The sequence below is a fragment of the Streptomyces sp. NPDC031225 genome (assembly GCF_055570355.1).
Map to the genome: position 1 here is coordinate 259090 of NZ_JBVIHJ010000006.1, position 24101 is coordinate 283190.

19 protein-coding genes, 1 tRNA gene and 1 pseudogene are annotated in these 24101 nt (G+C 68.7%); 16 read left to right on the forward strand and 5 right to left on the reverse strand.

Annotation, left to right across the window (positions count from 1 at the left end; translation table 11 throughout):
* Positions 1 to 272: 272 nt before the first annotated feature.
* The gene (locus ACZ48Z_RS12910) at positions 273 to 680 is read right to left on the reverse strand and encodes a hypothetical protein (RefSeq protein ID WP_468735869.1); all 408 of its coding nucleotides are present in this window, start codon (positions 678 to 680) and stop codon (positions 273 to 275) included.
* Between the two features lie 502 nt (positions 681 to 1182).
* Positions 1183 to 1259: transfer RNA gene (locus ACZ48Z_RS12915), tRNA-Trp, on the reverse strand.
* Between the two features lie 369 nt (positions 1260 to 1628).
* Here ACZ48Z_RS12915 and ACZ48Z_RS12920 point away from each other — a divergent pair.
* A complete protein-coding gene (locus ACZ48Z_RS12920) occupies positions 1629 to 4082 on the forward strand; it encodes a SpoIIE family protein phosphatase (RefSeq protein ID WP_468735870.1) in 2454 nt (817 codons plus the stop codon).
* 148 nt (positions 4083 to 4230) lie between these two features.
* Here the strand turns inward: ACZ48Z_RS12920 and ACZ48Z_RS12925 are convergent, their stop codons facing one another.
* Positions 4231 to 6114, reverse strand: a complete 1884-nt coding sequence (locus ACZ48Z_RS12925; protein WP_468735999.1) for an ATP-binding cassette domain-containing protein — start codon at positions 6112 to 6114, stop codon at positions 4231 to 4233.
* Between the two features lie 879 nt (positions 6115 to 6993).
* On the opposite strand from ACZ48Z_RS12925, the gene ACZ48Z_RS12930 reads away from it, so the two are divergent.
* From ACZ48Z_RS12930 to ACZ48Z_RS12955, 6 genes are all read left to right on the forward strand, one after another.
* Positions 6994 to 8430 (forward strand): carboxylesterase family protein, encoded by a 1437-nt coding sequence (locus ACZ48Z_RS12930; protein ID WP_468735871.1) that lies wholly within the window; start codon positions 6994 to 6996, stop codon positions 8428 to 8430.
* 58 nt (positions 8431 to 8488) lie between these two features.
* Positions 8489 to 9538, forward strand: coding sequence for a zinc-binding dehydrogenase (locus ACZ48Z_RS12935; protein ID WP_468735872.1), 1050 nt, complete (start codon positions 8489 to 8491; stop codon positions 9536 to 9538).
* A gap of 53 nt (positions 9539 to 9591) precedes the next feature.
* On the forward strand, positions 9592 to 9849 hold the full coding sequence (locus ACZ48Z_RS12940) for a hypothetical protein (RefSeq protein WP_468736008.1): 258 nt from the start codon (positions 9592 to 9594) through the stop codon (positions 9847 to 9849).
* A complete protein-coding gene (locus ACZ48Z_RS12945) occupies positions 9761 to 10024 on the forward strand; it encodes a nuclear transport factor 2 family protein (RefSeq protein WP_468736000.1) in 264 nt (87 codons plus the stop codon). The genes ACZ48Z_RS12940 and ACZ48Z_RS12945 overlap by 89 nt, the downstream gene beginning before the upstream one ends.
* Positions 10025 to 10391: 367 nt before the next feature.
* Positions 10392 to 10541 (forward strand): hypothetical protein, encoded by a 150-nt coding sequence (locus ACZ48Z_RS12950; RefSeq protein ID WP_468735873.1) that lies wholly within the window; start codon positions 10392 to 10394, stop codon positions 10539 to 10541.
* 25 nt (positions 10542 to 10566) lie between these two features.
* Positions 10567 to 11877: a replication-associated recombination protein A gene (locus ACZ48Z_RS12955; protein WP_468735874.1), complete on the forward strand. Its 1311-nt coding sequence runs from the start codon at positions 10567 to 10569 to the stop codon at positions 11875 to 11877.
* A 63-nt stretch (positions 11878 to 11940) separates the two neighbouring features.
* Here ACZ48Z_RS12955 and ACZ48Z_RS12960 read toward each other — a convergent pair whose 3' ends face one another.
* Complete coding sequence (locus ACZ48Z_RS12960; protein WP_468735875.1) at positions 11941 to 12561, reverse strand: TetR/AcrR family transcriptional regulator; 621 nt, start codon at positions 12559 to 12561, stop codon at positions 11941 to 11943.
* A gap of 123 nt (positions 12562 to 12684) precedes the next feature.
* Here ACZ48Z_RS12960 and ACZ48Z_RS12965 point away from each other — a divergent pair, with 123 nt between their 5' ends.
* The 6 genes and pseudogenes from ACZ48Z_RS12965 (at position 12685) to ACZ48Z_RS12990 (ending at position 19162) form a co-directional block, all read left to right on the forward strand.
* On the forward strand, positions 12685 to 13677 hold the full coding sequence (locus ACZ48Z_RS12965; RefSeq protein WP_468735876.1) for an aldo/keto reductase: 993 nt from the start codon (positions 12685 to 12687) through the stop codon (positions 13675 to 13677).
* Between the two features lie 135 nt (positions 13678 to 13812).
* Positions 13813 to 14187, forward strand: a complete 375-nt coding sequence (locus ACZ48Z_RS12970) for an NAD(P)H-binding protein (RefSeq protein ID WP_468735877.1) — start codon at positions 13813 to 13815, stop codon at positions 14185 to 14187.
* A gap of 243 nt (positions 14188 to 14430) precedes the next feature.
* A pseudogene (locus tag ACZ48Z_RS12975) lies at positions 14431 to 14886 on the forward strand (XdhC family protein); the annotation flags it as partial.
* 162 nt (positions 14887 to 15048) lie between these two features.
* The gene (locus ACZ48Z_RS12980; RefSeq protein WP_468735878.1) at positions 15049 to 15654 is read left to right on the forward strand and encodes a dihydrofolate reductase family protein; all 606 of its coding nucleotides are present in this window, start codon (positions 15049 to 15051) and stop codon (positions 15652 to 15654) included.
* Between the two features lie 949 nt (positions 15655 to 16603).
* On the forward strand, positions 16604 to 17641 hold the full coding sequence (locus ACZ48Z_RS12985; protein ID WP_468735879.1) for a LacI family DNA-binding transcriptional regulator: 1038 nt from the start codon (positions 16604 to 16606) through the stop codon (positions 17639 to 17641).
* Positions 17642 to 18097: 456 nt separating this feature from the next.
* On the forward strand, positions 18098 to 19162 hold the full coding sequence (locus ACZ48Z_RS12990) for a sodium:calcium antiporter (RefSeq protein ID WP_468735880.1): 1065 nt from the start codon (positions 18098 to 18100) through the stop codon (positions 19160 to 19162).
* A gap of 399 nt (positions 19163 to 19561) precedes the next feature.
* Here ACZ48Z_RS12990 and ACZ48Z_RS12995 read toward each other — a convergent pair whose 3' ends face one another.
* Positions 19562 to 20086, reverse strand: coding sequence for a hypothetical protein (locus tag ACZ48Z_RS12995; RefSeq protein WP_468735881.1), 525 nt, complete (start codon positions 20084 to 20086; stop codon positions 19562 to 19564).
* A 446-nt stretch (positions 20087 to 20532) separates the two neighbouring features.
* Here ACZ48Z_RS12995 and ACZ48Z_RS13000 point away from each other — a divergent pair, with 446 nt between their 5' ends.
* The 3 genes from ACZ48Z_RS13000 to ACZ48Z_RS13010 all read left to right on the forward strand — a co-directional run bounded on the left by ACZ48Z_RS13000 (position 20533) and on the right by ACZ48Z_RS13010 (position 24018).
* Positions 20533 to 20913 (forward strand): YrdB family protein, encoded by a 381-nt coding sequence (locus tag ACZ48Z_RS13000; RefSeq protein ID WP_468735882.1) that lies wholly within the window; start codon positions 20533 to 20535, stop codon positions 20911 to 20913.
* 23 nt (positions 20914 to 20936) lie between these two features.
* Positions 20937 to 21326, forward strand: a complete 390-nt coding sequence (locus ACZ48Z_RS13005) for a hypothetical protein (protein WP_468735883.1) — start codon at positions 20937 to 20939, stop codon at positions 21324 to 21326.
* Positions 21327 to 21669: 343 nt separating this feature from the next.
* On the forward strand, positions 21670 to 24018 hold the full coding sequence (locus ACZ48Z_RS13010) for an alpha-L-fucosidase (RefSeq protein WP_468735884.1): 2349 nt from the start codon (positions 21670 to 21672) through the stop codon (positions 24016 to 24018).
* Positions 24019 to 24101 lie beyond the last annotated feature (83 nt).

Sequence of the window (24101 nt, forward strand, 5' to 3'; positions counted from 1 at the left end):
CTCACCGCACCCGTCTGATCTCCTGTTCGAGGACCTCGCCCGACACGCTGTTGCGCCGCCTCGGCCTCAGCACCGTCGGTCGCGAGGCGCCACACTGTCGTAGTCCGCTCGCAGTCGACGCCGCGTACACCCGGGCGTCGCCACGATCACGATGACAAGGCACTTTGCTGGACCACCTCCCACAACGCGTCCGGCGCCAGCACTCCACCAGCGCCGTCACTGTCGTCAGCCAGGCGATCAAGCCAGGGGAGACGATCTTTCAGCAGTGTCAGCTACGTGACGATGAGCAGAACGATCCACATGACGGCGGCCAGAATCGGAAGCGCGTAGGCAATCAGCGGCATCGCGCTGGGACCCGGGATGCGGCTGGTCATGAAGGTTTCCGCGTAGTCCGGCAGGCGCTCGGCCGTGCGCCGTTGGATGGCGCGGTTGTAGCGGTGATATCGGTGACCGACGTATGCCCAGATGGCGGTGAGAGCCAGCCCGAAGCCGGACAGGACACGTGCTGCCGCGTGGGTGGTGCCCGATGCGGCAGTGGTGCTGTAGGCCACCGCCAGCAGAGATTGCGCGACGAGGAACAGGTTGCCGCGCTGAAAGACCATGGTGTCGGTATGGAGGTGGTGCTCCCACAGACGGGCGTCTGCGTCTCGCCGCTGCTCGTCGTCCTCTGGCGTCGCCATGCGGCAGGTCTGCCCTCGACTTCAGCGAAACAGTCGACACCGTCAAGGCTCACAGCAGCACCCCCCGGCGTGAACCTTGCCGAGGGAGCGCACTGTCACGGAGGCACGCGGTGGCGCCCTCGCGCACACTGTGCCGCCGCGCGAGATCGCGTCAGCCCTCCCCCGGGCCGGGTGATGGGGCGGCCGTGCCGCATCACGTATCAACGCAAGCGGCCGAGAGGTTCGAGGGGGGCGGCGGCAACGGCGTCGCCCAGCCGGCTCAGTGCGCGCAGGGCCGGCTGCGTCCCAGGACCTGCAGCAGTGCGAACCGCCGTCGCAGGCCCAAGAAACAGCGCGTCGGCAAGGCGGCCCCACTCATTGATGGGCGTCCCGTTCAAGCGCGGCGCGGCGGTCATCGCATCGGCCGTCACCCGCCGTTCACCGAGGAAAGACGGCTCCCACAACGACTCCTACGACGGCCTGGCCGCGGTGAGCCCGGTGGCGTACGGCCCGCATGAGGGCGTGGCAGGGGTGACAGGAGTCGAACCTGCGGCATCCGGTTTTGGAGACCGGCGCTCTGGCCATCTGAGCTACACCCCTTCGATGGGTGACAGCTTGACATGGCGGACGGGCCTGTCGCCAAGAGTTTTCCGTCTCGTCGCAGCGAGCTCAGGACGTCGACGATCTGCCAGAAGGCCTGCTGCCGATCACCGGCTCGGAGACGTCCGATCGTGGAAGTGTGCGCGCTTCCAGAAGCTGATCCGGTCCCTCCCGCGAACCATGCCCAATGATGTGGATACGGATAATATGAGCAGAACGGGTCGAATGCGGGATTGCGTGTTTCCTGAGTGCTGCGGCGACGCATGTCCACGTGCCTTGGGTCGTGGGGCCGGGGGTGGGGCCCGGGGGACGCGGGGTCGGGCAGAGCCCAGGGCGGCGAAGAACGCGACGAGAGCGAGATGAGTGAGCATGGAGCGGAGGGCCGTCGACAGCCCGGGAGGGCGCTCCACCCGAGACGTCGTAGGCGCGGCCCCGACTCCGCGCGCCATCGTCGACGAGAGCGGCACTGTGACCGGCTGGAGCGAGAGTGCCGAACAACTGCTCGGGTACCCGTCGGCGCAGATCCTGGGCCGTCCGGCGGCCTCGTTGCTCGCCGAGGCGCCCACGGCGAGCGGTCCCCCGTCCTTCCTGGAGGTGCCGAGGTGGCACGGCACGCTCGCGCTCCGGCACCGGGACGGCCACTCCTTCAAAGCGACGGTCCTCGCACATCGGCGGACGGCGAACGACGGGGCCCGCGATTGGCTCCTGGTTTCTGCCGCGTCAGGGCCCGAGCTCCGGCCCGAGGACGATCTGCTCATGCGGCAGTGCCTGCAGCAGTCCCCGTCCTGCGCGACCTCGGTGTACGACACGAACCTGCGCTATCGCCGGTCCAACCGGACCGCGCAGAGCGCACTGGGCCTGAGTGAGGACGAGCTGCGCGGTCTGCGGATGACGGACGTCCTCCCCACACCCTTGTCGGAGGATGTCGAGCGGCGGATGCGGGTGGCCCTGGAAACCGGTGAGCCGCAGTACGTGGAGAACCACGCGCGGGCCCCCGGTGAGACTCGCGAGCACGCCTGGTCGGTCCATCTGTACCGGGTGGAGGCCCCGGACGGCCGCGTCCTGGGCGTGGCCGCCACCGGGCACGACATCACGGAGCAGTACTGGGCCCGCAAGCGCCTCCAGCTGATCGCCGAGGCCAGCACCCGGATCGGCAGCACGCTGGACGTGGCCCGGACGGCGCAGGAACTGGCGGATGTGGCCGTCCCGGAACTCGCCGACTTCCTCAGCGTCGACCTGCTGGTGTCCCTGGACGACGTGTCCGAGCAGCCCTGGGGAGGGTTGACGGCGGGCGGCCCGCTCGCCCTGCGGCGCATCGCCCACCAGTCCGTGCATCCGGGAACCCCCGAGGCGGTCATCGCACTGGGCGAGGTGGACGACTATCCGGAGGGCTCCCCGCCGGCGGAGAGCATGCGGTCGGGACGTTCCGTGCTGTACCAGATGGCCGAGCCGTTGATCGCCGAGTGGGTCGCCAAGGATCCGATCCGGTCGTCCCGGGTCCGCGACTTCGGCTTCCACTCGGCGATGACAGTGCCCCTGACAGCACGCGGAGCCACCCTGGGTGTCGTCGTCTTCGCTCGTCACCGGCACCCCGAGCCGTTCAGGGAGGACGACCTGGTGCTGGCCGAGGAACTGGCGGCCAGGGCGGCGGTCTGTATCGACAACGCCCGTCGTTACACCCGCGAACGAGGCACGGCGGTCACCCTGCAGCGCAGCCTGCTGCCGCAGCGGCTGCCCGAGCAGGCCGCGGTGGAGTTCGCCTCCCGCTACCTCCCGGCCGGCGGCCGAGCCGGGGTGGGCGGGGACTGGTTCGACGTCATCCCGCTGTCCGGGGCCAGGGTGGCGCTGGTCGTGGGCGACGTCGTGGGCCACGGCATCCACGCCTCCGCGACCATGGGACGACTGCGTACGGCGGTACGGACCCTCGCCGACATCGACCTGCCTCCCGACGAACTTCTCACACACCTCGACGATCTGGTGGGCCGCCTGGCCACGGAGGCCGAGGGCACGGGGCCGGCCGCGGGAGAGGCTGAGACTGCGGGAGACGTCGGGGCGACCTGTCTGTACGCCGTCTACGATCCCGTCTCCCGCCGCTGCACTCTCGCCCGGGCCGGGCATCCGCTGCCGGCCGTGGTGAGCCCCGACGGCACGGTGGAACTGCTCGACCTGCCGACGGGGCCCCCACTGGGCCTGGGCGGACTGCCCTTCGAGGCGATGGAGACCGAACTGCCGGAGGGCAGTCTGCTCGTGCTCTACACGGACGGTCTGATCGAGTCCCGTGGTCAGGACATCGACGTCGGCGTCTCCCGTCTGTGCCGCGCCCTTGCCGGACCGGCGGTGTCTCTGGACGTGCTGTGCGACACGGTCCTCGGTGACTTGCTTCCCGAACGGCCCGCCGACGACGTGGCCCTGCTCGTCGCCCGTACCCGCGCGCTCAAGGCCGACCGGGTAGCCGCCTGGGACGTCGCCCCCGATCCGGCCGCTGTCGCCGGGGCCCGCAAGAACGCCCTCGGCCAGCTGGAGGCGTGGGGTCTGACGGATGCGGCCTTCGTGACCGAGCTGATCGTCAGTGAACTGGTCACCAACGCCATCCGGTACGGAGAGCCGCCCATCCAACTCCGTCTCATCCACGACCGGAACCTCATCTGCGAGGTCTCGGACACCAGCAACACGGCACCCCACATGCGCCGTGCCCGCACCTACGACGAAGGCGGCCGCGGTCTGCTCCTGGTCGCCCAGCTCACCCAACGCTGGGGTACCCGCCCGACCGACACCGGCAAGACGATCTGGGCGGAACAGAGCATCGAGCAGAACGCCGACTGATCAAGGACACGGTCACGGACCGGACCCGATGTCCTGCGCCAGAGATCCGTCGGCAGAAGCGGGCGGTGGCGGCGTAGGCGGTGCGGGGCCCAGCGCACAGCCGTGGTTGACAGATTGGGATGCCCGAATGGTGCGCGGACGTGAGGCATCAACGGTCCTGAGCCAGTGCGACGAGTTCCGCGAACAGTCCTCCGGCGTTTACAAGGTCCTCGTACTTCCCATGTTCGATGACTCGTCCTTTGTCCATGACGAGGATGCGGTCGGCGAGCCGTGTGTTCTCGAGTTGGTGGGTGACGACGATCGTCATGCGCTCGGCGGCGATCCGTTTGATCTCCAGGAAGATGGCGTGCTCACCGCGGGCATCCATCTGTGAGGTCGGCTCATCCAGGATCAGTAGTGGCGTTTGGCGGTAGAGCGCGCGGCCGCACACGAGTCGCTGCCACTGGCCTCCGGACAGTTCGGCGCCGCCGAACAGCTCTTTGGCCAGGAGTGTGTCGAGTTGCTGGGGCAGCTTTTCGATCGCTTCCCGCATCCCGACGGCGTCGACGACGTCCCACACCGGACCGTCGTCGTACGTCTTGGGCTGACCGAGGGTGATGTTCTCGCGGGCGCGCAGGGGCCAGCACGCGAACCCCTGAGGGACGAGCGCGGTGCGTTTCCACACGGAGTCGGGGGCGGCCCGGGCAAGGTCGATGCCGTCCCACAGGACGCGGCCCTTGTCTGCGAGGAGGATGCCGGTGATGAGCTTGGCCAGAGTGGACTTGCCCGAGCCGTTCTCGCCGACGACGGCGAGGATCTCACCGCGGCGCAGCGTGAGCGAGACTCCCGCGACGGCTGGTTCCTCCTTGCCTGGGTACCGGTAGACGACCTCGTCGAGGCGGATCTCGTCCACGCGTTCCGGGATGGTCAATTCCCCGCGTTTGGGGGCGCGTTCGGTGGCCATGTCGAGGAAGGACCTCATGTCGGCCAGGTAGAGCGAGGTGTGGAACATCGCGGCTCCGTGGATGACGAACTGGGAGAGCGAGGCCAGTGTGGTCTGGACGGCGACCAGGGCGGTGGCCGCGACGGGCAGGGCGACCCGGCCGGTGGTGGCCAGCCAGGCGAGGGTGGCCCAGGTACCCAGCTGGAAGATGCCGCCCAGGGCACTGGTGGCCAGGACGATGCGGAGCATCCGCGGGGCTGCGGTCACGGTGCGCTCGTCGATGCGGTCGGACAGGGCGCGGTACCAGTAGATGAGGTAGTCGGTCATGCCGTTGGCGCGGACCTCGTCGCCGTAGCGGGAGTAGGTGGCCCACCAGCGCATCATGGAGCGCACGTTGCGGTCGCCGACGTTGAGGTAGTGGGTCTCGTAGTCAACGCGTGCGGACAGCACTGCGCCGGCGCCGGCCGGAAGCACGGCCAGCAGGAGAAGCGGCAGCATCAGCGGGTGCAGCGCGGTGATGACCCCGCTCGCGGCGATCATGCGAATCAGGGCGGACATGAACCGCTGGGCATCCTGCACCATCATCCGGGTCCTGGTGACGCCGACTTCGGCCGCCTCCTGCCGGTCGGCGAATCCGTCCTCGCCATACGCGGCTGACTCCACGCGGCACACGGCGGCGACGAGGGCGACGTCCGCCTCGGTCATCAGCAGAGGTGTGATCCGTCCGTCGGCGTACGAGGACACGGCTCCGCTGATGCGGCCCACGCCCGCAGCTGTCGTCACCACGACCAGGGCGGGCAGTGCGGCGTGCAGACGTCCGGAAACCGGCCCGGTGGAGAGGAGGTGGGTCATTGCCTGGGCAGTGAAGGCGAGGACGACGGCAGCCGCGATGCCGGTGAGCAACTGGCAGACCAGGAGCAGCACGACGCCGGCCCTGTCGACGGCCCACGCCATCCGCGCGGTGTGCCCGAGCACGGAGGGAAGGCGTCGGCACATTGCTCCGAAACTGGCATCTGCCAGCGGGTTCTTCCCGTACTTGCCCTCGAAGGTGATGCCGGCCGGGGGTGGAGGGGGCGGCGTGTCCTCGTTTGCGGTCGAGGCGTCAGTCACAGGCACCTGTGTCCCTCCTTGGGGGCTGTGCCGCACCTGGATGGCTCGGCATGCCCGGCATAACGACATGCCGCGGGATTCGAACGCGCTCGCTTTCGGACGTGCAGGGGCCCTTGAACCGCAAGGGGTGAACCTGTGACCGCCGTGCCGGAACGGCCCAGGGCCGGTGCAGCTATGACCGAATCGCCGATGCCTGTGACACCTGTGACGCATGAGGTTTCGGGCGGTGATCGGCTCGCGATGGCACCCGAGGACTCGTCAAACCAAGATCACTCTTGCCCAATTGGGCAAGGCTGCTCTTGGAGGGCAACGCTCTCCCGGATCATGTGATCGCTGGTTCGCACCGCGCGAAGTGTTTCGGTTGGGCGGGCGGCCCCGGAGAGGCCACCCGCCTACCGGAGGCCCGGGCACCGTGCATATGGCCCCGTGATGGCCGCCTGGGCCGCTGCAGGCCGGGCATCTGCGTGCCGCGGGTACTGGCCGCCGCCGTAGACGCGCAGGGTGAAGGTCTCCGTGCGCGAGGTACCCGGCCAGGTCGCAGGCGTCCAGCGCATGCTCCATCCGTGCTCACCGTTTCACCGCTGATCTGCGGCTGCGGCTGCGGCTGCGGCTGCGGCTGCGGCTGCGGCTGCGGCTGCGGCTGCGGCACGATCCCACTTGGGTGCACCGACGGCAGAACCTCATGCCGTCCAGGCCGCGGCGGCAGCCAGGCCACGAGAAGGAGGTACCGAGAAGTGTCACCTGCTGACCACCGGGTGGCTGCTGTCCGCTCGGCGGTTGGTCGGAGTTCAGGGAATCCTTGGAGAGCGCGTCACCGCGAGCGATCGACTGCCGCCACGTCGCGCGAAACCCGAACCGCACCGGAAGGAATCTCACGCCATGCCCGAGATCGCGCCCAAGGCTCCGACTGCACCAGGAGTGCGGTCCTGGTGGGGAATCCCGTACGCCACAGCCGAGCGATACCGCCGTCCCGTGGTCGCGGACTTCGATCCGGACCGCCCCTGGGACCGCAAGGGCGTCGTCGCTGTCCAGCCCGACAGCGGCGACTGGCTCGAAGCGGACAACGGGATGGGCGAGGACTGCCTGAACCTGAACGTGTGGGCTCCCGAGCAGCCGGCCGGGAAGGCGCTTCCGGTGGCCGTGTACATCCATGGCGGCGGATTCGAGTACGGCGCGAACACGCAGATCACCTCGAACGCGTCTGGTCTTGCCGCGACGGGGCGCGTGGTGGGTGTGTCACTCAACTACCGGCTCGGCGCACTGGGTGCGCTCTCGCTCTCCCAGTACGGCGGGCGGCTCGCCGAGGCCAGCAACCTCGGCCTCCAGGACGTCATCGCCGCGCTCACCTGGATCAAGCAGAACATCACCCACTTCGGTGGCGACCCCGACCAGGTCACCGTCTTCGGCCACAGCGCCGGCGCCTACTCCACCCTCGGGCTGCTCGGGGCCTCCTCCGCGGACGGCCTGTACCGGCGGCTGGCCGGGTTCTCCGGCGCGCCCTCGCGTCTCGTCCCCGCCTGGTGGGCAGAGGAACTCGCGGAGCGGTTCGTCACCGAACTCGGTGTCGCCGGCAACCCCGACAAGCTGATCGATCTCGACGCGGCCTCCCTGGTGGCCGCCCTGCGCACGGTCTGTCCGACGGACCTCGGAGTCCGTGGCGGGATGGACAACAAGAGTCTCGGTGTCGTTCTGGACGCCGAGCAGCCCGGCGGAGTGCTGCACGCCCACCCCCTGGACGTCCTGGCCTCGGGCTCGCACAGGGACATCGACGTCCTGTTGAGCACGGCCAGTGACGAGATGGGCTGGTGGGTGGCCAACGACCTCGACCGGTTCGACCCGCACACCGTCGACCGCGTCACCGACGAATTCGCGGGGTGGCGCATTCCCCGCTCCCGCGCCAGGAAGATCGTCGATGTCTACGACCAGGGCGGCCGCACACCTGCCGAGGTCCGCGCCGCGTCCCTGACGGACTACATCTTCACGCTCCCCGCAGCCCGCGGCGCGCTGGCCCACGCCGCCGCGGGCGGCACCGCCCATCTCCTCGCGATCGGGCCCGCCGAGGGCGCGCCCGCCGTGCACGGCACCGAGATGTACGCCCTGGTCGGCCAGGAACAGCCGGGCCGCAGCCCCGAACAGGCCGCCCGGGACACGCGTATCCGCGACATCGTCCTCGACTTCGTCACCGGCGAGCAGACCCACCTGTGGCCCGCCGTCACGGACCGGCCCACCTCGGGAAGTGCCGGCGACCTCCCGTATGAGCCGAGTGCCCACTATCAGGCGGTCCTCGACCTGTTCGAGAACATCGCCCGCCCCTGACGGTCACCGGGCGACCCGGAACAGCGCACCAGGGGGCGAACCGAGTAAGGAACCAGACATGAGCCAACCGCCAGCAGCCGGCGACGCCGCACCGGCGACGATGCGTGCCGTCGTTGTCACCCGGCCCGGTGGCCTCGACGCACTGGAGATCAAGGATGTGCCGGTGCCCGTACGCAAGCCCGGCTGGGTGCGGATCAGGGTGAAGGCGTTCGGCGTCAACGAGTCCGAGGTCACCACCCGCAAGGGCGAGTCGGACGCGGAAGTCACCTACCCGCGTGTGCCCGGCATCGAAGGCGTCGGCGTCGTCGATGAAGCCGACGAGGACAGCGGCCTGCGGCCGGGACAGCAGGTGGCCACGATGATGGGCGGCATGGGCCGCTCGTACGACGGCGCGTACGCCCAGTACGTGACCGTCCCGGCGGGACAGGTCATCCCGTTCGAGACCGGCCTGCCGTGGGACGTCGTCGGTGCGCTTCCGGAGATGTTCCAGACCGCCTACGGATCGCTGAGCACCGGCCTGGACCTCAAGGCCGGGCAGACGCTGCTGATCCGCGGCGGCACCTCCACGGTCGGGCTCAGCGCGGCGGCGCTTGCCAAGGAGCTCGGGGCCACCGTCATCGCCACCACGCGCCACGCGGGCAGGACCGACGACCTGCGTGCCGTCGGGGTCGACCATCCGGTCACGGACGACGGCAGCATCGCCGCAAAGGTACGGGCCCTTGCGCCGGGCGGCGTGGACGCCGCCCTCGAACTGGTCGGCTGCTCCGTTCTGCCCGACACCCTGAAGTGCGTACGGAAACACGGCACCGTCTGCTTCACCGGCGCGCTGGCAGGGGCCTGGAGCATCCCCGACTTCACCCCGTTCATGATCCCGTTCGGGGTGCGGTTGACCAGCTACGGAGGCGGGGCGCGCGATCTGCCTGCGCCGGTCTTCCAGCGGCAGCTCCGGGCCATCGCCGACGGGCGGCTCAACGCCCCGGTCGCGAAGGTCTACCACGGCCTCGAACAGGTGCGAGCCGCCCAGGCCGACGTCGAAGCCCGGTCCACGCCCGGCAAGCACGTGGTCGTACTCGACGACGCCGACAGCTTCGGCCGCTTCGGCCGCTGAGAAACGCAACCACCGGCCGGCAGGCCGACGGCAAGACACGGAAAGGAGGCGTCGTGAGCGTGAACAAGGAAGAAATCAGCAAGACCATCATCGAATTGGAGAAGTCCTTCAACGAGCGGTGGAGCGCCGGTGACAACCGCGGCTACCTCGACGGGTTCGCCGAGGAGGTCAGCTATTTCGACCCGATCCTCGAGAACATCCTGGTCGGCCGGGAACAGGGTCATCGCATGGATCGACTCCATCTACTCCGACCCGAGCATCGTGCGCAGCGAGTACCTCAACCCGCAGGTCCACGTCAGCGACAGTGGTGACTTCGCTGTCCTGGCGTACAACCTGAAGACCTTCGTGCTCGACGAGAACGGCAAGGAGGAGGAGCTCCGCGCCTGGAACGCCACCCACGGATACCGCCTCACCGACGGCCAGTGGCGCATCGCGCACTCCAACTGGGCTTTCTCCCAGACCGTCACGGAGAAGATCGCTTCCTGACCGGATGAGCCCGGGCACCAGCTGCTCAGTGAAGGGACCAACCAGTGGGCAAGGCCGTCAAAGGGGCGAAGGGTCCCGCCGCTGTCCGGAGGCTTCGTCCACGTACACCTGCTGCCGCCGCCTGCCCCAGGCAGCGTGGGCGGCCGTGGACAGCGTGGAGCACGTGCCCGCCGCACTCCTCCTGCGGCAACGGCCGGGCATGGGGTGGTGTTCGGGCCGCCGGGCGAGGAGTCGTATGCGTTCAACAGTGAGGGAGCCTGCCGCGTCGGCACCGGACCGTGCAGGAGGTCGACGAGGGCGGACTGCTCGAACAGCAACTGACCGCAGGACCTCCCGTTACTCCGGCGTCGAGGACGCCACAGCCCAGGTGGTGTACGGCAGGATCGGCAACGGAGACACCGTCGTGGACGCGGCCGACGCGGCCGTGACCGGCTTCGACGCCGCGCGGCCCGCCGTAGACCGAGCGGACGACGCTCCCGGGCGTCTGCAGCCGACGCCCGGCACCCCAGCCCTGTGACCTCGCCCCACGACCCGGAAGACCGATGGAACCGACCGAACCGACCCTGCCGCTGTTCGACGACGAGCCGCCCCGCCCACTGGCCGACCGCCTACGCCCCAGCCGCCTTGCGGACGTCGTCGGACAGGACCACCTCCTGGCCCCCGACGCCCCGTTGGGCCGCTTGCTCGCACAGCGCCGCCTCAGCTCCGCAGTCCTGTGGGGGCCGCCCGGCGTCGGCAAGACGACCATTGCCCGGCTCCTCGCCGACGCCGCCGGGCTCGCCTTCGCACCGGTGTCGGCCACCTTCTCCGGCGTGGCCGAACTGCGCAAGGTATTCGCCGCCGCCCGCAGCCGACGCACCGTCGGGCAGGGCACGCTGCTGTTCGTCGACGAGATCCACCGCTTCAACCGGGCCCAGCAGGACAGCTTCCTGCCCTACGTCGAGGACGGCACGATCACCCTGATCGGCGCCACCACCGAGAACCCGAGCTTCGAACTCAACGGGGCCCTGCTCTCCCGCACGCAGGTCCTCATCCTCAAACGCCTCGACGAGAGAGCCCTGTCCACCCTGCTCGATCGCGCCGAAACCCTCATCGGCCACCCACTGCCCCTGGACGACGACGCCCGCAACGCCCTGATCGCCATGGCCGACGGTGACGGCCGCTACCTGCTCAACATGGCCGAACAGCTCCAGACCCTCCCGACTCCCGAGACCCCCCTGGACACCACCGCGCTCGCCCACCACATCCAGCAGCGCGCACCGCTGTACGACAAGGCGCAGGAAGGCCACTACAACCTGATCTCCGCACTCCACAAGTCGATGCGCGGCTCCGACCCGGACGCGGCCCTGTACTGGCTCGCCCGCATGCTCGACGGCGGTGAGGATCCGCTGTTCATCGCCCGCCGGTTGACCCGCTTCGCGAACGAGGACATCGGCATGGCCGACCCGCACGCCGTCCAGCAGACGCTCGCCGCCTGGGACGTGTACGAGCGACTCGGCTCCCCCGAGGGCGAGTTGGCGATCGCCCAAGCGGTCGTCTACCTCGCCACCGCCCCCAAATCCATCGCCGTCCACCGCGGCTTCAACGCCGCCCACCGTTCCGCGCGACGCACCGGCTCGCTCATGCCGCCCGCCCACATCCTCAACGCTCCGACCCGGCTGATGAAGGACATCGGCTACGGCAAGGACTACCAGTACGACCCAGACACCACCGACGGCTTCTCCGGCGCCGACTACCTTCCCGAGGACATGAGCCGCGAGACGTACTACGAACCCACCCGCAACGGCTACGAGGCCCAGATCGCCGAGCGTCTGCGCCAGTGGGCCGCTCTACGGGCCCGTAGGCAAAGGTGAGCGGCACGGGCGTCCGACGCCGTTACAGGAACGTCGAGTAGGACGGTCGCCGGTCCGGGGGCCTCAGCGCGCTCGGGGGAAAAGCTGTTCGACAGCCGTCACCACCGCGGCGCGGCGGGCGGCGGTGGTGGGGTCCACGGCGTGTGCGGCGGCGGCCTCGCTGTGTTCGGGCTGTGCCGCCCAGGTCGTGGCGAGCTGGTTGACCAGGGCGAGGACGTCGGCCGGGTCCCAGGCGGGATCGAGCTGTCCGGCCTGCTGCGCCTGGCGGAGCTGGTCGATTTTGCGGGCGATCAATGCCTGGGAGTGATCGTCGGCAGCCGTTGAGGTGCCCGGCAGTTCGAGGCGGCCCCAGGTGATCAGGCGGTGGTGGTCCGGACGGGCGACGAAGTAGTCGAACAGGCGGCCCGCATAGCCAGGGAGGTCGGAAGGGTCCAGCTGGGTGGCCTCGGCGATGACGGCGTGCTCCCGTGCGGCGACGTCGGCATAGAGCGCGTCTTTGCTGCGGAAGTAGGCGTAGACGCGTTCCTTGCTCGTCTTGGCGAGCTTGGCGAGGCGGTCCACGCGCGCGCCGGCGATGCCGTGGCGGGCGAACTCCTCCATGGCAGCGGTGAGGATGCGCTCGCGCGTGGTGTCGCTGGCGGGGGCGGGCGCTGCTGTCTGGCCGGAGTCGCGGGACTGGGACATGGTCCCAGGATAGAGCACCGAACTATTTGGTTTGGCATCTGGGCGATCGGCGCGTAGAGTCAAACGGAACAGTTCGGTTTGGCCTCTGAGGGTGAAGCCGGCGAAACACTGAGGAGTGAACTCATGCAGCACCGCAATCTGGGCTCTCAGGGTCTGCGCGTCTCGGCGCTCGGCCTGGGGATCATGGGCATGTCCATGGCCTACGGCGCCTCGAACGACGACGAGGGCATCGCGACCATCCGCCGCGCCCACGAACTCGGGATCGACTTCTTCGACACCGCCGAGCTGTACGGCGCCGGTACCGGCAGCAACGAGATTCTCCTGGGCGAGGCGGTCAAGGACTTCCGCGACGAGGTGGTCCTCGCCACCAAGTTCGGCTTCGACATGACCGCCCCGCTGCACAGCCCCGGTTACAACAGCCGCCCGGAAAACATCCGCAAGGTCGCCGAGAACAGCCTGCGTTACCTGCAGAGCGACCACATCGACCTCTTCTACCAGCACATCTCCGACCCCTACGTTCCGGTCGAGGAGGTCGCCGGCGTGGTCGGCGAACTGATCGCCGAGGGCAAGGTGAAGTACTTCGGCCTGAGCAACGTCGGCCCCCAGTACATCCGTCGCGCCCACGCCGTCACCCCGGTCTCCGTGCTCCAGTACGAGTACTCGCTCTTCGAGCGGGAGGTCGAGGAGAAGATCCTTCCCGTTCTGCGGGAACTCTGCATCGGCCTGGTGCCCTACTCCCCGCTCGGCCGCGGCTTCCTCGCCGGCCAGGTCAGGCCCGCGAGCGAGTACCCCGCGGACGACATGCGCAGCTGGGACGAGCGCTGGCAGGGCGAGAACTACACGTACAACGTGCACGCCATTGAACAGCTCAAGAGTCTGGCCGACACCAAGGGCATCACCACCGCGCAGCTCGCGCTGGCCTGGCTGCTCGCCCAGGGCGAGGACATCGCGCCCATTCCCGGCACCCGCAGCACCAAGCGCCTTGAGGAGAACGCCGGCGCCGTCGACGTCCAGCTCTCGGCCGCCGATCTGACCCGCATCACCGAGATCCTCCCCCAAGGCTCGGCAGGCAGCCGCTACCCCGCTGCGATGCTGTCCAGCTTCACCACGGACTGACCGCACCGGCCCACGCGCATACGACGCCGGGCCCGGAGGCGGCGGCCCTCCTCGCAGGACTGCGAAAAACATCACGGGGACCCCACGTTCCAGGAGCAAGCACGGCTTCGCCAACCGGCATCGGGAGAACCGAAAATGATCACTGTCACCGCCGCCACCGGGCACCTGGGCAGACTCGTCGTCGAGGACCTGCTGCAGCACGGCGTGCCCGCCGACCAGATCGTGGCCGCCGTACGCAACCCGGCCAAGGCCACCGATCTCGCCGACGGCGGCGTTCAGGTGCGCGAGGCCGACTACACCCGGCCCAAGACACTCGCCGCGGCGTTCGCCGGCTCCGACAGACTTCTGCTGATCTCCTCCAGCGAGGTCAGCGAGCGGCAGGCGCAGCACAAGAACGTCGTGCAGGCCGCGGTGGACGCCGGTGTCGAGCTGATCGCGTACACCAGCGCCATCAACGCCGCACCAGCGGCACGAAGCTCACCGAGGAGCACAGGATTACCGAGGCGCTGATACGGGAGTCCGGCCTGCCGTACGTCTTCCTGCGCAACGGCTGGTACATCGAGAACAACACCGAGAACCTCGCCACCGCGTTCCAGTTCGAGTCGAGCGTGCCGCCGCCGCGCATGCTCGTCTTCGGCGCCATCGACTTCGCCGCGGACGAACGGTCACATCCGGCGCACAGTGGGAGCCATCCTGCGCGAGGTCGAAGGTGCCCGTGCGGCCGGCATCCAGCAGGGCGCGGGCTTCGGCTGTTACTGCGACGCCCGTCCCGTCTTCGCCACCCGGACACGCTTTCCCGAGGCCGACGACATCGTGGTCGACTGGCCACACCGACACCCGGACCGACGACCGCACCGTGATCTGCGTCCTCACCCACGACGCCAAGTTCGACATACCCCTCCTGGAAACAGCCCTGCTCCTGCCGGCCGCCTACATCGGCGCGATGGGCTCCCGCCGCACCCACGACGACCGCGACCGCAGACTCCGCGAAACCTGCCTCACCGACGCCGAACTGACCCGCCTGCACTCACCCATCGGCCTCGACCTCGGCGCCGCACCCCCGAGGAGACCGCCGTGTCCATCGCCGCCGAGATCATCGCCACCCGCCACGGCGGAACAGGCCTGCCCCTGCGCGAGTCACACACACCGATCCACCATGACACCGAAGCGCGCCGGTCCGGGTCCGCGTCCCCGGTCGGGAGCTTCTGAACGCGGACTGAAGAGACCCAGTCATTGAGCTCAGCCACCACCTCTTCTCGGCCACGAGGTACTCCATCCCCCAGCCGTGCCGGCCCAGTACCGAGCCGCGGAAGGTCGGCCGATGAGTTTCCGGAGGCTGTGCGGTCTACCTGTCGACGAAAGGAGCGCACCATGCGCAAGATCATCGTTTGCACGTTCCTGACACTGGACGGCGTCATGCAGGCACCGGGTGGTCCGGACGAGGACACCCAGAGCGGGTTCGAGCACGGCGGCTGGCAGAAACCGGTGACCGACGACGAGGTCGGCGCCGCCATCGCCGGTTGGTACGAGACCTCCGACGCGATGCTGCTCGGCCGCAAGACGTACGAAATCTTCGCGGCGTACTGGCCGACCGCCGAACCCGACAACCCGTTCACCGATCGGATGAACGGCATGCCCAAGTACGTGGCGTCTCGAACCCTGACGTCCCTCGAGTGGCAGAACTCCACGCTGCTGCAGGGCGACATCGCCGATGCCGTACGCACGCTCAAAGCGTCCGACGGCGGCAACATCAACGTCGTCGGCAGCGGTGACCTCGCCCAGACCCTGATGCAGCACGACCTCGTCGACGAATACCGGCTGACCATCCATCCGGTCATCATCGGCACCGGCAAACGGCTGTTCGCCGACGGAGCGATCCCCACTGCGCTGGAGCCGGTCAGCGTCTCGACGACGAAGGGCGGCACCGTCGTCGGCGTCTATCGGCCGAACGGCAGGCCCGGCTACGACAGTTACTAGCAGGGACGCCGCTCCCCCGGCCTCTTCCTGGCACTGGCCAGTCATCGGACGCGGCCAGGTCCAGGACGTCGACCACAGAGGCCGGGCCCACCCGGTCAGGTGGAGACGGCGGCATCGGAACCCCTGCGGAAGCCGACGCGTCATGTCGGCGTGAGGCAGGTGCATGGCGCGCATGTGGCCTGCTCGCCATGCAGTGGACCATCGCGCCATCAGCCGTACGACCCATAGGCATGGCTAGCCCGGTGTACGGCTGCGCTGACACCTGGACCTGCGCCGGAAACCGGGCTCCGGGCACCGGTGCGGCGCGGGATAGCCCGACCCGGTATTCGACTCACCCACCATGGCCACCGAGAGCGGCACCACGGCCGGGGCTTCGGTGACGTGATCGAGCAACGTCCGTGGCGTGAGTCCGTCAGTGAGGGCCGGGCGTTGCGTCGTCGGCTCGCACAGCCCTCATTGGGGAGTGGTTCGCCTCAGCCTCGGCCATCCCCGCTGGGAGCGGGACAGCCCTGAGGATGCGCTGCGTATCGACGGAGCGAAGATCCGTCGCCTGCCGGCTTCTGCCACCGAAGTTTCAGTTGGCGCCACCAGTGCTGCCGTTGCGGATCATCCAGTTCCACCGGCGCATCCGGCAACGCCGAGAAGACGCCGGCCTTTGCGTGCCAGCCACCGAACACGGCACGGAACGTCGGATGGGGATGGTGCGGTACGGGGCCCCTCAAGGAAGGCATTTCGTTCTCCTCAGCTCGCTCCGTTAACGGTAACGTGACCGCTAACGTTACCGTTAACGAGATTCTTGCGCAGGAGTCGGGAGTCGGTCAACGCCCACCGCCGGATGGCTTTCGAAGCGCCGCCGGCACCCCAGAGCTGCCCTATCGGACAGGCGGTGGGGCGACTGGCCGGCGAACCTGGTTGACTTGGGTGCAGGGCGGCACAGGAACAGAAGTGAGTGGGCAACGTGGCCGGACAGCGGGCAACGGAAGACCAGCCGGTACGGGGCGCGAGGGCCGTCAAACGCGTCACGCTCAGGGACGTGGCTGAGGCGGCGGGCGTGTCCCACCAGACCGTCTCCCGGGCGATCAACGGCAAGGGGGAGATCGACCCGGCGACTCAGCGCCGGGTGCTCGATGTGGCACGGCAACTGCGGTACCGGCCCAGCAGGTTCGGCCGGGGGCTGAACCGCCCGGACGTCGTGTCGGTCGGCCTCATCGTGCCCGACGTGGTCAACCCCTTCTTCCCGGAATTCGTGGCCGGAGTGATCGCCGCGGCGAACGAACGCGACTGGCAGGTCCTCGTGGCCAGCACCGAGAACGACCGTTCCCGGGAACTGGCTCTGGTCCGCTCACTAGGCCAGCAGGTCGACGCTCTTGTCGGCTACCTCAGCCATCCCGATGCGGAACTCGAGCCGTACGTGGAAACCATGCCGCTCGTCGTGGTCGACCGGGGCCTGGAATCGTCGACCCACGCGCTGGTCCACATCGACACCGCGGCCGGAGTCCGGGCCGGGATGCAGCACCTCATCGACCGCGGTCACCGCCGGATCGGCCTGATCGACTGCGAGTGTCTGAGTGCCCCGCTGGTCCGGCGCCGCACTTTCCTCGAAGTAGCCGACGAACACGCGCTGCCCGTCGATGAGAGCTGGGTTGTCATGGGCGAGCAGTCACCGGCCGGGGGCGCCGCCGCGTTCGAGGCCCTGCACGCCGCGCGCCCGGACCTCACCGCGGTGATTGCCTTCAATGACCTGGTCGCGATCGGCGCGCTCCGGGCTGCCCGCCGGCTCGGCGTCCGGGTGCCGGACGACTGCGCACTCGTCGGCTACGACGGGCTGAGCATCGTCGATCTCGTCGACCCCCCGCTGACTACCCTCCACCTCGACAAGCGCCGTCTGGGCGAACTGGCCATCCACCAGGTCGACCAGCTCCTCGCAGGCGAACTGCCACCCCCTATCGTCCTGACGCCCACCCTGCATGTCCGCGACACAACGTGACCCACCTTGACTGCGGTCGCGCGGGTAGCTCGGCCCAAGCGCCGGTGTCGGTTCGTATCCCTGATGGAAGTAGGCCCGCTGCTCTGCCGACAAGCTCGGAGCAGGCTTCCGGGTTGCCCGGTTTCACGCTCGACTCAAAGCCCTCGTGCGCAACCGGCGCACATGTCTTCAGCACCAGGCAGACACCCTCGACGGCTCATGGCCGGCACCGGCACGGCCCTCGACGATCCAGCCTCACCCCTGACGAACCGAAGCCAGCGACGCCTGGGGCTTCGGGCAACGCCCCCTACCCCGAAGCGGGTTGGGTGCGCAGCCGGTCGATCTCGGCGAGCACCCGGTCCACATTCAGTGTCCGGGCTGACCAGGCTGGGCACCGCCTGTCCCGGTCTGCTCGTTTGACCTTTCCATGGGGAGGCCCATGCCAGGTCACTGCCCTCGACGGGTACTCGCCGCCGCATGGGATCTTTGAGTTCTGTGGTGCTGCTGCTGTTGTTCGTGCTGAGCGCGGCCGTCATCTGGTATGCGGGCATCAAGCTGTCCGACACCACCGACGTGCTGGCCCAACGTCTCCATCTGGGCAGCGCCCTGGGCGGGCTCATCCTCCTCGCGATCGCAACCAACCTGCCCGAGATCGCCATCACCGTCTCGGCCGCCCTGGCCGGCCACCTGGACGTCGCCGTCGGCAACATCCTCGGCGGCATCGCCCTGCAGACCGTCGTCCTGGTCATCCTGGATGCCTCCGGGGTACGTCCCCGCGCGCCGCTGACCCGCCTGGCCGCGAGCCTTCAACTCGTACTGGAGGGTGCGCTCGTGGTGGTCGTCCTGGCTGTCGTCGTCATGGGCACCCAGCTCTCCCCGGACCTGCACGCCGCGCGTCTGGCCCCGGCGTCCGTGGCGATCGCCGTGCTGTGGGGGGTGGGCCTGGTGCTGCTGAACCGGGCCGGCCGCGGTCTGCCGTGGCGGGAAGGCGGTGACGCCCCCGACGGCCAGCCCGAACCCCGCGGCCACTCCCGCGGGAAGAAGGAGAAGGCCGCGACTGCCAAGGGTGTCGGCACCCGCCGCGCCGCACTCGTGTTCGCCGCAGCGGCCCTAGCGACGCTGATCGCGGGCGTGGTCATCGAGCGCAGCGGCGAGGAGCTCTTCGCCCGCCAAGGACTGAGCGGTGTCCTGTTCGGCGCGACCGTCCTGGCCGCGGCGACCTCCCTGCCCGAGGTCAGCACCGGCCTGACCTCCACCCGGCTCGGCGACTACCAGCTCGCCATCAGCGACATCTTCGGCGGCAACGCCTTCCTGCCCGTGCTGTTCCTCCCGGCCGCCGTCATCTCCGGCAAGCCCGTCCTGCCGGCCGCGCACGACACCGACATCTACCTCACCGCGCTCGGCATCATCCTCACCGTCATCTACATGACCGGGCTGATCTTCCGGCCCCGTCGGCAGTACGCACGGATGGGCATCGACAGCATCACCGTCCTCGCCGTCTATCTCATCGGCATCGCCGGACTGGCCACCATCGCCACCTGAACCAGCCTGCCGTTCGCGACCGGCAACACCGATCGGTGGATCCGAGCCCCGCTCATGGGAGCGACTGCTGTCCCGTCAGCCTCCAGCCGCCGACCGCCGGACTCCGGTAGCAGGCGTCCGCCCGATCCCGGTGGCAGTCCTGCATCGCCCGCCGCTCGAAGGGATGCGCCTCTGGAACCAGCCGGGGTAGCGGGACAGGCCGCTGGGGTCGCGCGGGTCGATCCGTACGGCGGTCAGGCGTCGCCGTATGAGTCGACTCGTTCCCCTGGGGTCAACCGAGTTGTTCGAACGTCGCTGCTGGGGACGCGGAGAGGGGCCGGTCGCTCCCGGAGGAGGAGACCGGCCCCTACGCCGTGTCGACGGGACCAGGGATCCACGTCGAGTGGACGGGGTCAGGGTTCAGCTCAGACCGAGGTTCGACAGTGCGGTCGTCCAGTCCGTGATGATCGCGTCCTGGGCGTCGGCAAGAGTGACGGTGCCGGCGCAGACGGCCTTCTTGAGCTTGTTCTCGACCGTGTCCTTGTTACCGGCGGTCGTGGTGCCGTACTCCGGTTCGGGCCAGAGGTTGAGTTCGCTCTTGGGGGAACCGCCGAGTTCGAGGGGGACGAAGTGGTCCTCCTCGTAGTCCGAGGTACTGGTGTCCGTGTAGCCGTATTCGACGATCTGCTTCTTCTTCAACGCGGTGGTGTAGGAGCTGGACGGCCGGACGGTCGCGGTCCATCCGGAGACGCAGATGGTGGAGCCGATGGTGGACTGGGTGACGTCCGGGTTGAGGGCGCCGGGCTGGCAGCTGGGGTCGGGGAGGGGAAGGTAGCCCTGGCTGCAGCTCTGCGCGTGGGCGGTGCCGGCTGCGACGGTGAGGCCGGCGGTGGCGAGAGCCAGGGAGGACAGAACGGTGACCAGCGAGCGGGATATTCGGGGCATGGGGGCTCTCCCGGAGCGATGCCCGGCAGGAATTCCGGGCGGTCGCGAGCATGACAACACCCGAATCATCTATGCGAGTAGAGTCGTTTGCCGTTCTCGGAGAGTTCTTGGTTGAACATTTAAGTACGGCGGGGTCGGCGGAGAGCAGGTCATGGACCTCGCTTGGTTGTCGGCATCGCGCGCCGGACCCGCTGACGGTCCCCTCGTCACGTCAGCTCCATGACCGCGTGGACGCGCCGCGGTCGGCTCCGGCTCCGGCTCCGGCTCCGGCTCCGGCTACGCCCACTGAGCAGCACCGGTCGCACCGATCGCACCGCCATGTCTTCCTGACTCGCCACCACCCGACCCATCGTCCGGACGAGCAAGTCGGCTGTTGGCTCGGCTTCTTGAACCTCCGTGCGGCAACATGTGGTCACGCAGGAGCCACGACGGAAGGAAATGCGCCCATGTCGTCCGGGTACGGCTTTCACCCCTGGGCTCTCGGCGTGCGGTTCGTGTTGGAACTGCTGGCCCTGACATGCTTCGGCCTCTGGGCCTGGGTCACCGCACCCGCATCCCTGCGGTACGTCGCCGTGATTGCCGTGCCCCTGCTCGTGGCTGTGCTGTGGGGGGCGTTCGCCACTCCGGATGACGCTTCCCGGTCCGGGAAGACAGTGATCGCGACCCCCGGCCCGCTGCGGTTTCTGCTGGAGCTGACCGTGTTCTTCGGTGGTACGGCGGCCTTGTACGCGGCGGGGCCCCGCACTCCCGCCCTGCTGCTCACGGGAGCGCTGGTCGGGTACCACCTTCTGTCCTGGGACCGCGTTCTCTGGCTGCTCAGGCATTGAGACCACACCACCAGGAGGAACCAGTGTCATACCCGCACCTGTTCACCCCCGAGGAGAAGCTCGCCGACGCGAAGAAGCTGCTGAGCCTCCCGCGTATCGTCGTGATCTGCGGCTCCACCCGCTTCATGACCGAGATGAACGAGGCCGATCTGCTGGAGACCAAGGCCGGAAAGATCGTCGTCAAACCGGGCTGTGACATGAAGTCGCCGCACGCACTCTGGTCCGATCCCGTCGAGGCCGAGGCACTGAAGGTTCGACTCGACGATCTGCACCGGGCGAAGATCCGGCTCGCTGACGAGGTGCTTGTGGTCGGCGACTACATCGGGGACAGCACCCGAGCCGAAATCGCCTACGCCCGGTCGCTGGGCAAACCCGTGCGGTTCACGCACCCCGAAGTCGACCCTGACGCCTGACCGCCCGCTGCCACCTCGACAACCAGGGCCGGCAGCCCGCCGTTTGACCCTCTCGCGGCGGCTTCGGCAAGGGGTTCTGATCGAGGCAGCACCGGCGGCCTGAAGCAAGGTCCAAGCCCTACCGCTCGCCAACGAGGTCGCTGGCCAAACCGGACCGCTCGCCAACGAGGTGGCAGGCCGAGGTCGATTTACGCGACGCCCCCCACGCGATCCCCTCGGCCCGGCTCACCCCGGCGCACCCTCAGCCATCCGACCTCTCATCCAACTTCTTTACACGCAGCCCCCATTGACACCCCATCACACCTCCCCAATCATCAAGACATCCGATGATTGGGGAGCCGCCATGAGTACGTATCCAAGACGTCATGTCCTCGGCGTCACGGCGGGTGTTGCTGCCTCGGCCGCCCTTTCCTTCGCCACCTCGACCGACGCCCAAGCTGCTCAGGAAGCCGAACAGCAACGCGGAATCTGGGCCGCGGTGCCCGCTCCCGTCCCGGTCCCGCTCGACGGCCTCTACGACAACGACGGCATCGACACCGCGTCCGCGCGAGGCGGCAACTTCGACGGCTCCGGCTACACGTTCCCGGGCGAGGAGCTCCCGGCAGGCCAGGTCGAGGTGGACGGCGTTCCCTTCGTCCTGCCGTCCTCGGCCGCCGGCGCCAAGAACAACGTCGTCGCGCTCGGCCAGAGCATCGACCTGCCCAAGGGCCGTTACATGGCGGCCTACTTCCTCACCTCGGGGAGTTACGGCAACGCCTCGGGCAAGGCGACGGTGCACTACGCGGACGGTTCCACCACGACCGCCGGCCTCACCGGAGCCGACTGGTACGCGGCGGGCGGTTCACTGTCGACGCCGTACCGCTACGGCCCGGACGGCACGAAGGACCAACACAGCGTCGGCATCGGCACATCGGAGCTGTGGATCGATCCGCAGCGCGAGGCCATCGCCATCACCTTGCCGGTCACCAACGCACCCGAGCCGAACAAGACCTCGCTGCACGTCTTCGCGCTCTCCCTCCAGCCCGTCGCCCAAGGACGCGCACTGGTCCTGCGCGACGCCCACTCCACGAACTCGCTCCTGACGTCCTCCGGCGCCCAGAGCATCGAGGCCACCGTCGTCAACGCGGGCACCGCCGCCGTGTTGGCCGGCGACCACGTGTCGGTGCACGTGAACGTGCCGGGTGCCCGGACCGTGGAGCCCGCCGCCGTCCGCCGCCTCGACCCCGGTGAGCAGGCACGCGTCCGCATCGGTATCCGCAACCGCACGGGTACGGCACCGGGCACGTCCCGAGACGGCGTGGTGACGGTCACCGGCCGTGGCGCCACGGCCGCCACTCAGCGCAGCCGGCTGTCCCTCGGCGTCGCCGACTACCAGCCGACCGAGGCCTCCCTGTCCGGTCACCAGGCGCCGTACTGGTTCCACCGCGCCAAGTTCGGCATCTTCATCCACTGGGGTGTGTACTCGGTGCCCGCCTGGGCGCCGGTCGGTACGCAGTACGCCGAGTGGTACTGGGACCAGATGCAGGACCCGAACAACCCCACGTACGCCCACCACCGGGACACCTACGGCGAGGACTTCGCCTACGACGACTTCATCCCGCGCTTCACGGCGGAGAAGTTCGACCCGCGATCCTGGGTCGAACTGTTCCGGGACGCCGGTGCCCAGTACCACGTGCTGACCTCCAAGCACCACGAGGGATTCGCCCTCTGGAACACCAAGGTCTCCGACCGCAACGCCGTGAAGATGGGCCCGAAGCGGGACCTGGTCAAGGAGCTGTTCGAGGCGTCCCGGCGCTACGCGCCCGAGCTCCACCGCGGCCTCTACTTCTCGATGCCCGAGTGGTTCAACCCGGACCAGCCCTGGATGGGGCACGCCCCGCGCAACCCGTACACCCTCGATCCCGTGCCGTACACCGGATACAGCGCGGGCAAGGACTTCGTGAAGGACTATCAGGCCCCGCAGATGCTGGAGCTGATCCACGGCTACGACCCGGAGCTGATCTGGTGTGACATCGGCGGCGCCAACGACAGCGTGCACGTGCTCGCCGAGTACTTCAACCACGCCAAGAACCGGGCCCGTCCCATCGACGTCACCGTCAACAACCGTTCGGGGATCTCCTTCCACGACTTCACGACGCCCGAGTACACGACGTACGACAACACCGTCATCGCCAAATGGGAGTCGAGCCGCGGGCTGGACCCCTTCAGCTACGGCTACAACCAGGCCACCCCCGACGGTTCCTACATGACGACGGAACAGGTCGTGCACAGCCTGGTGGACATCGTCTCCAAGAACGGCAACTTCCTGCTCGACATCGGCCCACGCGCCGACGGCACCATCCCGGAGATCATGCAGACGCGGCTGCGGGAAACGGGTCGGTGGCTGCGGACGAACGGCGAGGCCGTCTACGACACGACGTACTGGTCGAAGATGGCGGAACTGGGTGAGGACATCCGCTTCACCGTGCGCCAGGACCAGGCCTTCTACATCCACTCGCTGGCACAACCGGGCTCACGGCTCACCATTGAGGCGCCGGTGCCGATCCGCAGCGGGGACCGGGTGACCATGCTGGGCCACGACCGGCCACTGACCTGGACCGTCAGCAAGGGAGCGTTGGTGATCGACGTCCCCGCGGCAGCCCGCAAGGCGGGACAGCACGTGTGGGTCTTCAAGGTGAAGTGGAGTTCCTGACCGACGACGCCGCAGCGACAGAACACCACTTGCCGCCACATGGTGTTCGACGCGGGCTCCGTGGGGATTCCCGTCCTGTGCAG